Below are 14,596 nucleotides of genomic sequence, written 5' to 3'. Positions count from 1 at the left end.
ATGGTTAATTTTTGGTTTCAGGCGGGCCGAAAATATAGTTTACGGAGAATTAACTTTTGATGCTGTAAACCACTTTTAAATATAGAAAATGCTGGAGCATCCATGACCAAGACCATGAACGAATCACCATCATCAATATCGCTGGAACGACTCGTCCCCGGTACTCTTACCGATGATGATGCCACCGGGCAGGAAACTCTTGAGCTGCATATGGCGCGCTATCGTTTTGCGGCCGGATTTGTAAAAGGGGGCCGAGTGCTCGATTGTGCTTGCGGCGTCGGCTACGGCACAGCCATACTGGCCCAGGCAGAAAAAAAACCGTTAGAAGTACTTGGTGTCGATATCGATCCCAAGGCCGCCAACTATGCTTCGGAGTCTTACGCATCGGAAACCGTTTCCTTCAAACAGGGAGACGGATGCGCATTAAAGGATGACGAAGGTTTTGACACGATTGTGTCGCTGGAAACCGTGGAGCATGTTCCCGATCCCATGGCTTTGCTGGCAAATTTCGCAAATTTGCTGCGGCCTGGTGGAAAGCTGATTGCTTCGGTTCCGGTTACACCGTCCGTGGACGTTAATCCGTATCACCTTCATGATTTCACCAAAGCATCCTTCCGGAAGTTTGGAACAGAACTGGGCCTGAAAGAAATTGATGCTATGGATCAAGTGCAACCGTTCAGCCCTTTCAAGATTGTCAGCGGTAACGAAGCGCGGCTTGATGATATGCGCAAAAACCTAATTGGTTATTATCTGTCTCATCCAAAAGCAGTTTACAGCCGCATTCGGTCAACTCTAGTCGATGGTTTTTGCAATAAGTATCTTACGGTGGTTTGGGAAAAACCTACATCGTAGCTGCGGTGAGGGGTGATTGAAAGACTGGACCATCGCTCTTTTTGCAATCGACGGCTTGACAATGTCGGACAACTGCTGAGCTGTCTCGTTCAAAATTCAGCTTGTATGGAGTTCTCACATATTCGTTCATTGACGGTTAGGGATCATTCCGCCAAGCGGCATATATGTATTGGTTAGACATTAAAATGTGGTTGGAAAGCACCACCGGTCTGGATCGCGACGTGTTGCATATTTATGGCGCCGTTCTTATTCAATTTTTCTTAGCGCTGTTTTTTCGTCGATCCCTCGCTAGCCCATGGCCCTGGATTACTGTACTGATTGCAGCAGCTGTCAATGAATATTTCGACTATCAAAGAGTGGGCAACAGTCCGGAGTCAAGAGCCATATTTCAGGCAGAAGGCGTCAAAGACATGTGGAACACGATGTTGATCCCGACATTTCTTTTGCTCGTCGCGCGCTTTTGGCCAACATGGTTTGTTGGAAAATCGAGACATTTTCGACAGTCAACGACAAACAACAGCCGTCAACCGGAGGGAGAAGCGGTTTAATCTGAGTCTTTGCGCGCCGTTACGATTTTTCTGACATTTTGTGATTGCCCTTTCGGCAGGATCATAACTTGTTTACCGTTTGCGACGATGATCAGATTCTCGAGTCCAAATGTTGTGATCTCAAGACCGTCAGAATGGACAAGATTACCTGTTGATTCCAAAGTCAAAACGTCGCCAAAAGTGACATTGTCCTGTTCATCAGATTGTCCAATTTCGAGCAACGAATCCCAGCTTCCAACATCAGACCAGCCTGGATCAACCGGCGTGACTGCTACTTTTTCAGCCTTTTCCATGATGGCATAGTCAATTGAGTCAGACGGTGCCTCGGCAAAGCTTGCTTCATGTGGCTTGATTCGTGTTTGGTCTTGATCCGCCTTTTCCATGGCTTTTTTTGCCGCTTCCAGCATAGCAGGCGCTTGTTCAGCCAAAGCAGTTAAATATGTATCGGCGCGGAACAGAAAAATTCCGGCGTTCCAGTGATAGCCACCTTCTGCCAGCATTTTTTCTGCGTTGCTACGATGGGGTTTTTCAACAAACTGTTGGGCAGCAAAGCTGTTGGAGCTCCCGAAGACAGGTTCACCTTGTTGAATGTAGCCATAGCCGGTTTCAGGGGCTTTGGGTTCTATTCCAAAAGTAACCAACCAACGGGCCTTAGCCAACGAGAGAGATTCCTGAACAGCCTTTTGAAAGGCTGGAACATCTTTGATGATATGATCACTCGGCATAACCAGCAACAGGCCTTGCGGATTTTTGCAGGCCAGAGCAGCCAAAGCGATTGCTGGAGCGGTATTTCTGGCACATGGTTCCAAAATATGCGCGTGTATTGAAGCGCCGATCTCGTCCATTTGCCCTTCCGCCAAATCAGCATGTTTGCTGCTACCGACTATGATGGGCAAGTCGAAAAGGCTTTTTTCCTGACAGCGCTCAAGCGTGAGCTGGAACATGCTCAGTGGGCCGGTAAGGTTCAGAAACTGCTTGGGGCATTCATCTGTTGAAACCGGCCACAATCGTGTTCCGGAACCGCCAGACAGGATAACGGGTGTAATCAGTTCATTTTGACTCATTGCGCTCACCTCAATTCATGCTGCAAGCGATCAAGGATTTGATGTTTTTTGACAGATCGATTTCTGAAACCTTGGTACTCAGTCCGCATTGTCCAGCACCAATAGTTTTACCTCTGGCTATGACTTTGCCTTCCAGCGGCAAAACTTGCCATTCTCCAGCTGTTGAACTTTGCAATATGGTGGGATCTTGGCCAACGACTTGAAACAGTTTGAAATGCGGGCCATCGATTAGCATGGTGGACTGGTCGGCAGGAGGTTCTTGATGATACTTCATGTCATAGGGCGCGGGCGTTGAGACGGAAATTGCGTCTTCCAAATGCAACTCTCGCGAACGCCCATAATCATATAGACGATAGGTGATATCGGTATTTTGCTGTACCTCGATCAAACGTATTCCAGGACCAATTGCGTGAATTGTTCCGGCTGGAACATAATATAGATCGCCAGATTTTACGGGCTTCCAGTCTACAAGTTGCTCCATCTGGCCACAGGCCACTGCTGCGTTTAGTTTTGCAGCACTTACTTCTTTTGTAAGCCCGATTCCTATGCGGGCATCGGGGGTTGCCTCCAATATATACCAGCATTCTTCTTTGCCGCTGGGTAGTCCTTTGCGGCGGGCTTGGCGGTCATTAGGATGTACCTGGATGGAGAGTTTCTCGCTCGTAAACAGATATTTGCTTAACAGTTTTGGCGTAATGCCCTTGGGTGGCTGAAACCAGATTTCGCCTATCTTTTCCTTTTGTTTACCACCAAATATCTGGGGGAGGCTGGATTGCCCCCAGGGTTTTGGCACTTTTTTCTGTCTAAGCTTCATAACTGTCTTCTGACGATTAGTTTCGCCCGATGCTGGAATAGCTCAGCCCGTTTTTGGTAACATCGGTTGGTTGATATATGTTGCGCAAGTCGACCAATATATTGCCAGACATGGCAGAAGATAGCTGCTCAAGGTCAAGCGCACGAAAAGCATCCCATTCAGTAACAATCACAACAGCGTCAGCATCTTTGGCCGCTTCATAGCTATTGTTGGTCATCGTTACATCGGGCATTATTTCTGCCGCCACTTCCATCCCTTCCGGATCAAATGCGCTCACATGCGCTCCGGCATCCATCAGCGTTTGTGCAATAGCAATCGACGGTGCGTCTCGCATATCATCTGTATTGGGTTTGAAAGTCAGGCCGAGCAATGCAATTTTCTTTCCTCTCGCCTCTCCGCCCAATGCCTGAATGACCTTGCGGCCCATGGCCCGCTTGCGCTGATCATTCACTTGAACGACTGCCTCTACAATACGCACTGGGCTTTCATTATCTTGAGCAGTTTTCAGAAGTGCCAAAGTATCTTTTGGAAAACAACTGCCGCCATAGCCCGGTCCAGCGTGCAGGAATTTTGACCCGATGCGGTTATCTAATCCAATACCACGAGACACTTCCTGAACATTTGCGCCAACTTTCTCGCATAAGTCCGCAATTTCGTTGATGAATGTTATTTTTGTCGCAAGAAATGCGTTGGCTGCATATTTGATGAGTTCGGCTGTTCGGCGCCCTGTGAAAAGAATTGGGGATTCATTTAAGAACAAGGGACGATATATTTCGCTCATAACATCCTTGGCCCATTCCACTTCGGCACCAATGACAATGCGATCCGGCCGCTTGAAATCATCAATTGCCGCGCCTTCTCTCAAAAATTCGGGATTTGATACGACCGCAAATTGGTCCGAGCTAAGCTTTTTCGACAATATATGCTCAACTTCGTCACCAGTGCCCACTGGAACTGTAGATTTGGTAACAACAACGGTTGGCTTGGTGATTGCTTCGGCAATTTCTTCGCTTGCTGCATAAACATAGCTCAGATCGGCATGACCATCACCGCGTCGAGAAGGTGTTCCAACAGCGATGAACACGGCGTCACAGTCTTTCACTGATTCTTTGAGATCACCTGAAAAGGATAGACGGTCGCCATTGACATTTCGTTCAACCAAACTGGCAAGGCCTGGCTCAAAAATTGGCATGATATTTTTATTCAGTTTCTCGATTTTGCTGGGATCCTTGTCCACGCAGACAACCTGGTGGCCAAAATCAGCAAAACATGCGCCAGAAACCAATCCGACATAGCCGGATCCGATCATTGCAATTTTCATAGTGATCCTTTGATATTCGTTATTTGTGTGATTGTTTGCTCGGTTCCGCGCTTGTGGCCCGATCCGCATATATGGTCAAGCACAGCAACTTATTCCAACCCCTCCAGAGTGCATTTTGTCCTTTCGTAGCGAAATTGGGTAAAGAAATAATGTGTGGAAACCATTTAGGCACCATCTTAGCACCGGCCTTGTACCTTGCTGAGTTCTATAGAAGTAGCAAAATTGTTGGAAATTTTATGCACAGCAGCTAATAATCAAATAACCCCAACCAAATAGTATGTTCAGTATCCAAGCGTAACAGGAAGCTCAGCAATCGAAACCGTCACCGCCTTGATCACCGCCGCGTTGGCCAAAATTGCCAACATGACGCGATGGAAAAAACAACTCACGGTCGTGAGTTTAGACATAATCCTTTGTATTTTATCGATAATAATCGCATATTCCTTGCGGATCGGGGTTTGGATATATTGGGACTTGGCCGTGCAAAAGGTGGTTCTCGGTTCATTGCTCATTTTGCTGCCTGTTTTCTATTTCAGCGGTGTCTACAACGCGATTTTCCGCTACGCTGGATCGGGCATGATGAAGACTCTCGCACGGGCATTCGTCATTTACGCTGTACCCATGGTGTTGATTTTTTCAGTGGTCGGCCTGGCAGGCGTTCCCCGTACGATAGGTGTCATACAGCCGATAATCTTCTTCATCATGGTCGGCTTTTCAAGAGTTACAGCCCGTTATCTGATGGTGGATATATTGGGTCGCAACCTTTTTGGTGGGCAGGTTAAAACCGTTTTGATCTATGGTGCCGGTAGTGCCGGACAGCAGCTTGCATCGTCAATGCGTTCAGAACCGGCGATGCGCTTGCGCGGATATGTTGACGATGACCAGAGATTAAACGGTCAAAAACTGGATGGTGATAGGGTTTTTTGGAGCGGTAATCTGCCCGATATCATCTGCAAACATGACATTACTGACATATTATTGGCTTTGCCGAACATATCTCGCAAAAAGCGGCGTGCTATCGTCGATCAAGTCCAGAAATTCAAAGTTCATGTTCAGACACTTCCGAACATGAAGGATATCATGGATGGACAAGTCTCGTTTAGCGACATCCGTGAATTGGATATTGAAGACCTGCTTGGTCGGGAGCCTGTCGCGCCGAATGAACTTTTGCTCGGGCGAACAATTGTCGGCAAATCTGTCATGGTAACTGGTGCCGGTGGTTCTATTGGCAGCGAGCTTTGCCGCCAGATTCTTCAATCGGGTGTCCATAAACTGTTGCTTTTCGAACTTTCGGAATTTTCGCTTTACGCCATAGAATCTGAGCTCAGACGCTATGCAAAGAGCAACAATCTCCAAAATGTCGAAATCATACCGATCTTAGGTTCCGTCACTGACGCAACCCGCGTTCGAGAAACGCTTGCCTATTGGCAACCAGACACGGTTTTTCATGCTGCCGCATATAAACATGTGCCACTGGTCGAGGCCAACCCGGTTGAAGGGATCAGAAACAATGTGTTGGGCACATATGAGCTTGCCAATGCAGCACATGAAGCGAAGGTAAGCGATTTCATCCTTATCAGCACCGATAAAGCGGTTCGCCCAACCAATGTCATGGGGGCAACCAAGCGCGGCGCGGAACAAATCGTTCAAGCTTTTGCCAAGAAAAGCCAGACCAGGTTTTCCATGGTGCGCTTTGGCAATGTTTTGGGATCTAGTGGTTCGGTCGTTCCTCTTTTCCGTCAACAGATAGAGATGGGCGGCCCCATAACACTCACTCATCGTGAGGTTACGCGCTATTTTATGACGATACCCGAAGCCGCGCAGTTGGTTATCCAGGCCGGCGGTATGGCCAAAGGTGGTGAAGTTTTTGTGCTCGATATGGGTAAGGCGGTACGGATAATAGATCTTGCAAACACGATGGTTCAGCTTTCTGGCTTGACCGTCCGCGATGAGAATAATCCAGATGGCGATATAGAAATCCAAGAGGTCGGAATGCGCCCCGGAGAAAAGCTTTATGAGGAGCTGATTATCGGCAATGATCCGAAATTGACCGTTCACAACAGGATCATGATGGCACGTGAGAGCCATCTTGATCAATCCAAGCTGGATCAATTGTTAGATGGCATTCGAACATGCCGGGACTCAGCGCAAGCGATTACGCTGCTGAAAGAAATGGTGCCGGAATTTGATCATGAGCGTGACAATGAGAAGGCCGAAATCGCGTCGTGATGCCGAGACAATTTTTATTGGTCGTTAATGCCGTTGACCAAATCCAAAATGTGACTGGCATCTTCTTTGTGGCAGATTAATAGATCGGGTAGATATGTGTCGCTCTGATTGTAGGTGAGCGGCTCTCCATCAATGCGAGAACAATGCAAACCATATGCTTGAGCAACTGCGACTGGGGCGCAGTTATCCCATTCATATTGGCCGCCAGAATGAAGATAAATATCGGCTTCTCCCCGCACAACTGCCATCGCCTTTGCGCCGGCAGAGCCCATTGGGATTAGTTCTGCGTCCAATATTTCTGCCACAGCGACCGCTTCTTTGGCTGGCCGCGATCGGCTCACGACCATACGCAGCTTGTCGCTTCGCGTGGGAGAGGCAGTCGTCACATCACTGCGCAGCGTCATATTTAAGCTCGGCAATGCGACCGCTCCAATTGCAGCCTTGCCGTCTATGGCCAGCGCGACATGCACAGCCCAGTCGCTGCGACCCTCGCTATACTCGCGAGTACCATCCACCGGATCAATGATCCAGACACGGTTCTTGCTCAATCGAGCATTCGTTTCTTGGCTTTCTTCAGAAAGGATACCGTCGTCGGGGCGATGCTCGCGAAGAGCCGCTATCAGCATAGTATTTGCCTTGTGGTCACCGGCGTCACCAAGGTTTTTGCCGGTCAAATCTGATGAGTTTCTCAATTCCAATAGCAATGCACCGGCGTCTTCTGCCAGTTTCGCAGCCAATTCAGCATCTGTCATATCGTATAGGACCAACTACCGACTATTTTGTCCACGATAATTTCAGCGGCTTCTTCAGGGCTCATCTTAGTGGTATCGATCCTAATCTCGGCATTTTCCGGAATTTCATAGTCGCTGTCGATCCCTGTGAAGTTTTTGAGTTCTCCGGCGCGCGCCTTCTTATAAAGCCCTTTAACATCACGTTCTTCTGCTACCGATAAAGGTGTATCTACGAATATTTCGATAAATTCGTCATCCGGCAACATCGACCGGACGAGCTGTCGTTCCGCTCTGAAGGGAGAAATAAAGGCTGTGAGAACAATCAAGCCAGCATCGGCCATGAGCTTTGCCACCTCGCCAATGCGGCGGATATTTTCTACACGATCAGCATCCGTAAATCCCAAATCCTTGTTCAGGCCGTGCCGAACATTATCGCCGTCCAGCAGGAAGCTGTGCTTTCCAAGCGCATGAAGTCGTTTTTCAACCATGTTGGCAATGGTCGATTTGCCTGATCCCGACAGCCCCGTAAACCAGACGACACGGGGTTCCTGCCGTTTTTGCAAGGCATGGGCAGCCCGGTCAATATCGACATCCTGCCAATGGACATTTTGTGATCGCCGCAAACAAAAGTGTAGCATTCCGGCTGCAACAGTTGCGTTGCTGATCTTGTCAATCAGGATGAAGCCACCAAGATCACGGCTATCAGCATAAGGTTCAAAGATAATGGGGTGATCTGTTGCAATTTCTGCTACACCAATGGCATTCAGCTCCAGCGTCTTTGCAGCAAGCTGCTCCATATTATTGACGTTAACCTGATATTTCGGCGGCTGAACAGTTGTGCTGACCAGCTGCGTGCCGATCTTCATCCAATAGCTGCGACCGGGTAACAGTTCCGCTTCGTCCATCCATACAATGGTGGCCTCAAACTGATCAGCAACCTGAGGTGGTGCATCAACGGCTGCAATGACGTCACCGCGAGAGCAATCAATCTCATCTGCAAAAGTCAAAGTGACTGACTGTCCTGCAACCGCTTCTTCAAGATCGCCGTCCATGGTTACGATACGTTTGACGGTCGTGGTTTTGCCAGAGGGCAATATACGAACCGGGTCACCTGGTTTTACGGTCCCGCTTGCAATTTGCCCGCTGAACCCGCGGAAATCGAGATTGGGTCGATTGACCCACTGGACAGCCATGCGCAGCGGCCGCGTCTGGTTGGTTGTTACCATCACTTCGACATTTTCCAGATGCTCGACCAAAGTAGGGCCATCATACCAGGAGCTATTGTCTGATTTGCTGGTGATATTATCTCCGGCCAGACCAGAAATTGGAATAGGTGTGAATGCCTCGATTCCGATCTCCTCCGCAAAAGCGGAATAGTCGGCGATGATTTGATCATAGACGGATTGGTCATATCCAACCAAATCCATCTTGTTCACAGCGACGACCAGATGCTTGATGCCAATCAAATGGGCCAAATAACTATGCCGGCGCGTCTGGGTTAAAATGCCCTGCCGGGCGTCGATAAGGATGACAGCCAGGTCTGCTGTAGAGGCGCCCGTGACCATGTTGCGCGTATATTGTTCGTGACCCGGAGTGTCCGCGACAATGAATTTGCGCTTTTCGGTCGCAAAGAAACGATAGGCAACGTCAATTGTTATGCCTTGTTCGCGTTCCGCCGCCAGACCGTCAACAAGAAGCGCGAAGTCGATATCCTGGCCCTGTGTGCCAACTTTTTTGCTGTCGGCTTCCAATGTCGCCAATTGATCTTCAAAGATCATCTTGGAATCGTAAAGAAGTCTACCAATTAGCGTGGACTTGCCATCATCCACTGAACCACAGGTAATGAAACGCAGCATCGTCTTATGCTGATGCGCTTCTAGATAAGCATCGATATCCTCGGCAATGAGGGCATCGGTTTCGTAAATAGTTTCAGAACTGATATTTTCGGAATGAGTCATCAGAAATACCCCTCCTGTTTCTTTTTCTCCATCGATGCGGCCTGATCGTGATCAATGGCGCGCCCTTGCCGTTCCGATGTTGTGGTCAACAACATTTCCTGAATGATCTGGGGGAGGGTGGTTGCCTCACTTTCAACCGCGCCGGTCAGCGGATAACAGCCAAGTGTACGGAAACGGATGGAACGCTCCACTGGCTCTTCGCCATCTTCAAAACGGAAGCGTTCGTCATCAACCATGAGCAACATTCCATCGCGCTCCACAGTCGGGCGCGGCGCCGAGAAATAGAGAGGAACAATCTCGATATTCTCGAGATGGATATATTGCCAGATATCAAGTTCCGTCCAGTTGGACAGAGGAAAGACACGAATAGTCTCGCCTTTGGCTTTGCGCGTGTTGTAAACTTTCCAAAGCTCTGGTCGTTGGTTTTTGGGATCCCAGCGGTGATTGGCCGATCGGAAGGAGAAAATCCGTTCTTTCGCTCGGCTTTTTTCTTCGTCTCGTCGTGCACCGCCAAAGGCAGCGTCAAAGCCATGGAGGTCCAATGCCTGTTTCAGCCCTTCGGTTTTCCACATATCAGTATGCAAGGAACCATGATCGAATGGATTGATGCCCTTGTCCTTCGCTTCAGGATTTTGGTGGACGAGCAGTTCCATGCCGGCGTCTTTGGCTGATTTTTCTCGTAGCTTGTACATTTCCTGGAATTTCCAAGTGGTATCTACATGGAGAAGCGGAAAGGGTGGGGGAGATGGAAAAAAGGCTTTTTTGGCCAGATGCAGCATCACCGCGCTATCTTTGCCTACAGAATAGAGCATGACAGGTTTCTCAGCCTCCGATGCAACTTCACGCATGATGTGAATGGCTTCAGATTCGAGACGTTGGAGATGGGTGAGGCTCATTGCGCGTTTGCTTTCATTACATGTCCCTTTCAAAAGCCGATAAGGCCAAAGGCAACAATCAAGAGACATATACATAGCGAAGTCGGAGCGCAAAGGCTGGCAAGATTTTCTAATTATGGATAAACATTGCTTGTTTATTGGCGCGCTGGTTGGCCAATAATACCGGTAAAAGCCGTCGTCAGGACTGGGAGTACAGGTTACACAACGGCGGCCATATGACTCGCTTGGTTGATTGCCGCTTTGGCGTCCAGTTCCTTGGCCTCATATGCGCCGCCAACCAATTCCGGTTTTAATCCTTCGGCTATCAGCGCATCATATGTGTCACGCAGCGGATCTTGCCCGGCGCAGATGATAATGGTGTCGGCTTCCATAACTTCCGGTTGTCCGTTTTGCAGGATATGCAATCCGTCATCGTCAATTTTGACATATTCAACGCCGTTCACCATGTTCACGCCGCGGCGCGCGAGCGTAATGCGATGCGTCCATCCTGTTGTTTTTCCGAGCCCTGCGCCAACGCGGCTTTCCTTGCGCTGAAGCAAGGTGATTTCGCGGTCTGCTTTGGCAACTTTTGGTTCAACACCTGTTACGCCGCCTCGTGGATGATTTTCAAAATCCACACCCCATTCTGCAGCAAAGACATCGCGGTCCACTGCGCCTGATGGTCCTGAATGGCTGATTAGCTCACAAACGTCGAAACCAATGCCGCCAGCGCCAATAATGGCGACTTTCTTGCCGACCGTTTTTTTGCCGGTGATAACATCAATATAGCTGGCCACCTTGGGATGGTCGATACCTTCGATATCTGGCGTTCGCGGTTTGATACCAGTGGCAATTATGATGTCATCAAAATCTTCTGCTTTTAAGGACGCAGCCGTGGCCGGAGTGTTAAGCCGCAGATCGATCCCATGAACCTCAATCATGCGATTGAAATAGCGAACGGTTTCATAAAATTCTTCTTTGCCAGGAATCGTTTTTGCTAGATTAAATTGACCACCAATTTCCGAGGATGCTTCGAACAACGTCACCGCATGGCCGCGTTCGGCAGCAATAGTTGCATAGGCGAGGCCAGCCGGACCGCCGCCAACCACAGCGATTTTCTTCGCCTGTTCTGCCGGCAGGTAGTTTAACAGTGTTTCGTGACAAGCCCGCGGATTGACTAAGCAGGATGTCAGTTTTCCGGAAAATGTGTGATCAAGACATGCCTGGTTGCAGGCGATACATGTGTTGATCTCATCCTCACGGCCTTCAACGGCCTTGCGCATGAAGGCACTGTCTGCGAGCAGCGGACGAGCCATGGAGACAAGATCGGCATCACCGCGCTCCAAAACTTGTTCCGCAATATCCGGCATATTGATCCTGTTGGATGTGATGACCGGAACATTGACCTCTTTGCGCAGCCGGCCGGTAACGGATGTAAAGGCGGCACGTGGTACCATTGTTGCAATGGTGGGGACGGCACTTTCATGCCAAGTGAAATGAGTGGAAATGATCGTGACGCCCGCTTTTTCAAGCGCTTTTCCAAGCGTGACAATTTCGTCCCAACTCATGCCACCTTCCAGCATGTCCATTGCCGCGATGCGGAAAATAAGGATAAAATCTTCACCAACAGCAGCGCGGGTTTGTTCCACGATTTCCAGAGCAAAGCGCATACGGTTCTCGTAAGAACCGCCATATTCATCTTCGCGTAAATTGGTTTTTTGAACCAGGAAGGTCGATATTAGATAACCAGCGGATCCGATAATCTCGACACCGTCATAACCTGCTTGCTTTGCCATCACGGCGCAGCGGACATGGTCATCAATTTGTTTGTTGATCCCGGCCTTATCCAGCTCATTCGGAACAAATGGCGCGATCCGAGATTTTACCGCCGATGGAGCAACAGCATTGGGAGTGTATGCCAATGGCCCGGGATGAAGAATTTGCATGCAGATTTTGACATCTGGATCGGCGTTATGAACCGCGCTTGTCACCATTCGGTGCTTTTCCGCTTCTTCGTCACTCGACATCATGGCACCGCCGCTTGACGATTCCTCATTTGGCGCGATCCCACCTGTGATGATCATGCCGATATTATTGGCTGCGCGTTCGGCGAAATAAGCCGCCATACGTTCAAACCCGCCTTCGGTTTCCTCCAGGCCCGTGTGCATGGAACCCATGATCGAGCGATTTTTTATCGTGGTGAAGCCAAGATCTAGTGGTGCGAGTAGTCGAGGATATTTCATTTGAGGAGGTATAATGGCATTTCTCCATGGTCCTATTATCGTATCTGTTAGGCTTAGAGAGTTTGGGCAAAATTTGACATAGCAGGCCATATTTTTTTGGTCACGTTGACAAATCGGGCGAGCCCTTTGCTAATTAAGCAGATATATCTGGATTCGATCGGGACTGCATTGGCATCGAAAAAGCATACTGAACCCCGGAAAACGGGCAGGTTTCGCGCAGGTGATGATGGATCTGAGGGCAGGTCGTCACATAAAGACCTCAAAGACCTTTTTGATCAATTTCAGATTCCTTTGGAAAAATATTTTCGAAAAAGAGTCTACAATCAAAATGAGGTCGAAGATCTGGTTCAGGACGTTTTCTTTCGTCTGACTTCCCGCTCAGATAATACTGATCTGGAACGTCCCGAAGCCTTCATTTTCCAGATTGCCGCAAACCTGTTGCGCGATAAGGCACGCCGTGAAGCGACTAAGCGTGCTTTTACCAAACAACTATCTGATCAAAATGAAAATGCTTTTGAGGAAATCTCACCCGAACGCGTCTTGTTAGGTAAAGAGAAACTAGTGGCGCTGAAAAACGCATTAAACGAATTGCCTGAACGCACACGGACAGTTTTCCTGTTGCACAGGTTTGAGGAGTTTAAATATCGCGAGATTGCGCAACAATTGGGTATGTCAATGAGTTCAGTTGAAAAGCATATGATGGTTGCCATCAAACATCTTACACAGCGTTTGGGGTCGTCAGAATGAAAGATGCGCGATCCAAGAACGCATTCGATACGAGTAACAGTGTCGAAGAGCAGGCGGCACATTGGTTTGCTCGGTTACGGGCCGATAATGCTGGCAGAAGTGACCAAAAACGCTTCAAAGCCTGGCTGGAGGAATCCCCACGCCATGCCGAAGCATATGCATTGCAGGAAGAAGTATGGACAGCAATGCAGGACAGTGCGGTTGATGACGATATTCTTGCCATGCGCCAGAGTGCGTTGGCTATGCCGGCCGCAGCCAATAATAATGGTTGGCTGAAATATGGTGCGATTGCTGCGTCTCTATTGGTGTTGGCGATCTCCGTGGTCATCTTTAATCCATTCCAGTTTGGGAACGGGTCTGGGAACATCGATCCTGTTGATCAACTGGCGCAGGCGGAACCTCAGGCATCGCCCATTTACAAAACGGCTATTGGCCAAAGGTCGACCGTAAATTTGCCAGATGGGTCGGTGGTCGAACTCAACACGGATAGCTTGATCCAGATTAACTTCAGTAATGAGAGGCGTGATGTTATTTTGCTTCGCGGTGAAGCCCTATTCGAGGTGGCGAAAGACGCTAGTCGCCCCTTTGTTGTGGAAGCCGATGGTAAGCTCGTAACCGCTATCGGAACGACTTTTTCGGTGCGACGTGCGGATGATGAAATACGTGTGACCCTTATCGAAGGGATTGTGACGGTTGACGATGAGGATCGCGAGGATGCCAATCCAAACGCCGTTGGCACCAAACAATTGCGGCCTGGCGAACAGCTGGTCGCGCTGGGCGATCAACCTTTTAAAGTTAGCATGATCAACACGGATGCTGTGACCAGTTGGAAAGATGGCAGGTTGATTTTCGATAACGAACCGCTTGGAGCGATTGTTCAGGAAGTGAATCGCTATTCCACGCGCAAACTGGTGGTTGGTGACGCGACTTTATCGGACATGCGGGTAAGCGGTATTTTTCAGGTCGGGTCAGTTGACAGTTTTGCTGCGGCGCTGGAGGCCTCTTTTCCTGTCGCAAACAATGCGCAATCCGATGAGGATGATATTATTCTGACTTGGAGAGAATAGTCTTTAGTTTCTGAAAAGACTGCTTTTATTCCTCCAAAGCCAACCTCGCTTCTGCGCATTTATCATTCAGCATGAAATATTTTTTGAGGGAGTTGAGCACTCGCGCGTCTTACTTTTCGTGAGGCTAGTCAGCGCATGACTGACGGC

13 protein-coding genes are annotated in these 14,596 nt (G+C 49.0%); 5 read left to right on the top strand and 8 right to left on the bottom strand.

Features of this window, described 5'->3' with window-relative positions; genetic code table 11:
• Positions 1 to 102: 102 nt before the first annotated feature.
• Positions 103 to 852: a class I SAM-dependent methyltransferase gene (locus BS29_RS12450; protein ID WP_229953958.1), complete on the top strand. Its 750-nt coding sequence runs from the start codon at positions 103 to 105 to the stop codon at positions 850 to 852.
• Positions 853 to 1,016: 164 nt separating this feature from the next.
• Positions 1,017 to 1,400, top strand: a complete 384-nt coding sequence (locus BS29_RS12445) for a hypothetical protein (RefSeq protein WP_229953957.1) — start codon at positions 1,017 to 1,019, stop codon at positions 1,398 to 1,400.
• Here BS29_RS12445 and BS29_RS12440 read toward each other — a convergent pair.
• From BS29_RS12440 to BS29_RS12425, 4 genes are all read right to left on the bottom strand, one after another.
• Positions 1,397 to 2,464: a mannose-1-phosphate guanylyltransferase/mannose-6-phosphate isomerase gene (locus BS29_RS12440; RefSeq protein WP_229953956.1), complete on the bottom strand. Its 1,068-nt coding sequence runs from the start codon at positions 2,462 to 2,464 to the stop codon at positions 1,397 to 1,399. The two genes, BS29_RS12445 and BS29_RS12440, sit on opposite strands and share 4 nt — an antisense overlap.
• Positions 2,465 to 2,474: 10 nt before the next feature.
• Positions 2,475 to 3,257, bottom strand: coding sequence for a class I mannose-6-phosphate isomerase (locus tag BS29_RS12435; RefSeq protein ID WP_229953955.1), 783 nt, complete (start codon positions 3,255 to 3,257; stop codon positions 2,475 to 2,477).
• 37 nt (positions 3,258 to 3,294) lie between these two features.
• On the bottom strand, positions 3,295 to 4,599 hold the full coding sequence (locus tag BS29_RS12430; protein ID WP_229953954.1) for a UDP-glucose dehydrogenase family protein: 1,305 nt from the start codon (positions 4,597 to 4,599) through the stop codon (positions 3,295 to 3,297).
• Between the two features lie 281 nt (positions 4,600 to 4,880).
• Positions 4,881 to 5,111, bottom strand: a complete 231-nt coding sequence (locus BS29_RS12425; protein ID WP_229953953.1) for a hypothetical protein — start codon at positions 5,109 to 5,111, stop codon at positions 4,881 to 4,883.
• Positions 5,112 to 5,175: 64 nt separating this feature from the next.
• Between BS29_RS12425 and BS29_RS12420 the strand changes: the two genes are divergently transcribed.
• Complete coding sequence (locus BS29_RS12420) at positions 5,176 to 6,828, top strand: polysaccharide biosynthesis protein (RefSeq protein ID WP_229953952.1); 1,653 nt, start codon at positions 5,176 to 5,178, stop codon at positions 6,826 to 6,828.
• A gap of 14 nt (positions 6,829 to 6,842) precedes the next feature.
• Here the strand turns inward: BS29_RS12420 and BS29_RS12415 are convergent, their stop codons facing one another.
• From BS29_RS12415 to BS29_RS12400, 4 genes are all read right to left on the bottom strand, one after another.
• The gene (locus BS29_RS12415) at positions 6,843 to 7,580 is read right to left on the bottom strand and encodes a 3'(2'),5'-bisphosphate nucleotidase CysQ (protein ID WP_229953951.1); all 738 of its coding nucleotides are present in this window, start codon (positions 7,578 to 7,580) and stop codon (positions 6,843 to 6,845) included.
• Positions 7,577 to 9,517 carry a sulfate adenylyltransferase subunit CysN gene (gene cysN, locus BS29_RS12410; protein WP_229953950.1) on the bottom strand — a complete coding sequence of 647 codons (1,941 nt, stop codon included), beginning with the start codon at positions 9,515 to 9,517 and terminating at the stop codon, positions 7,577 to 7,579. Before cysN ends, BS29_RS12415 begins: the two co-directional genes overlap by 4 nt.
• Complete coding sequence (gene cysD, locus BS29_RS12405; protein ID WP_229953949.1) at positions 9,517 to 10,413, bottom strand: sulfate adenylyltransferase subunit CysD; 897 nt, start codon at positions 10,411 to 10,413, stop codon at positions 9,517 to 9,519. The genes cysN and cysD overlap by 1 nt, the downstream gene beginning before the upstream one ends.
• Positions 10,414 to 10,610: 197 nt before the next feature.
• Entirely contained in the window at positions 10,611 to 12,635 is a 2,025-nt protein-coding gene (locus BS29_RS12400; RefSeq protein WP_229953948.1) for an NADPH-dependent 2,4-dienoyl-CoA reductase, read from the bottom strand.
• Positions 12,636 to 12,803: 168 nt separating this feature from the next.
• Between BS29_RS12400 and BS29_RS12395 the strand changes: the two genes are divergently transcribed.
• Together BS29_RS12395 and BS29_RS12390 are read left to right on the top strand one after the other, a co-directional pair.
• Entirely contained in the window at positions 12,804 to 13,382 is a 579-nt protein-coding gene (locus tag BS29_RS12395; RefSeq protein ID WP_229953947.1) for an RNA polymerase sigma factor, read from the top strand.
• Positions 13,379 to 14,449 carry a FecR family protein gene (locus tag BS29_RS12390; protein WP_229953946.1) on the top strand — a complete coding sequence of 357 codons (1,071 nt, stop codon included), beginning with the start codon at positions 13,379 to 13,381 and terminating at the stop codon, positions 14,447 to 14,449. The genes BS29_RS12395 and BS29_RS12390 overlap by 4 nt, the downstream gene beginning before the upstream one ends.
• Positions 14,450 to 14,596 lie beyond the last annotated feature (147 nt).

Origin of the sequence: Parasphingorhabdus litoris DSM 22379, from assembly GCF_020906275.1 — a bacterium.
GTDB lineage: Bacteria > Pseudomonadota > Alphaproteobacteria > Sphingomonadales > Sphingomonadaceae > Parasphingorhabdus > Parasphingorhabdus litoris.
This window is presented reverse-complemented; position numbering and strand designations above follow the sequence as displayed.

Bases quoted from the DNA above. Each gene is read 5' to 3' on its own strand.
- BS29_RS12450 (WP_229953958.1), top strand. From the start codon at position 103: ATGACCAAGACCATGAACGAATCACCATCATCAATATCGCTGGAACGA.
- BS29_RS12445 (WP_229953957.1), top strand. From the start codon at position 1,017: ATGTATTGGTTAGACATTAAAATGTGGTTGGAAAGCACCACCGGTCTG.
- BS29_RS12440 (WP_229953956.1), bottom strand. From the start codon at position 2,464: ATGAGTCAAAATGAACTGATTACACCCGTTATCCTGTCTGGCGGTTCC.
- BS29_RS12430 (WP_229953954.1), bottom strand. From the start codon at position 4,599: ATGAAAATTGCAATGATCGGATCCGGCTATGTCGGATTGGTTTCTGGC.
- BS29_RS12425 (WP_229953953.1), bottom strand. From the start codon at position 5,111: ATGAGCAATGAACCGAGAACCACCTTTTGCACGGCCAAGTCCCAATAT.
- BS29_RS12420 (WP_229953952.1), top strand. From the start codon at position 5,176: ATGATGAAGACTCTCGCACGGGCATTCGTCATTTACGCTGTACCCATG.
- BS29_RS12415 (WP_229953951.1), bottom strand. From the start codon at position 7,580: ATGACAGATGCTGAATTGGCTGCGAAACTGGCAGAAGACGCCGGTGCA.
- cysN (WP_229953950.1), bottom strand. From the start codon at position 9,517: ATGACTCATTCCGAAAATATCAGTTCTGAAACTATTTACGAAACCGAT.
- cysD (WP_229953949.1), bottom strand. From the start codon at position 10,413: ATGAGCCTCACCCATCTCCAACGTCTCGAATCTGAAGCCATTCACATC.
- BS29_RS12400 (WP_229953948.1), bottom strand. From the start codon at position 12,635: ATGAAATATCCTCGACTACTCGCACCACTAGATCTTGGCTTCACCACG.
- BS29_RS12390 (WP_229953946.1), top strand. From the start codon at position 13,379: ATGAAAGATGCGCGATCCAAGAACGCATTCGATACGAGTAACAGTGTC.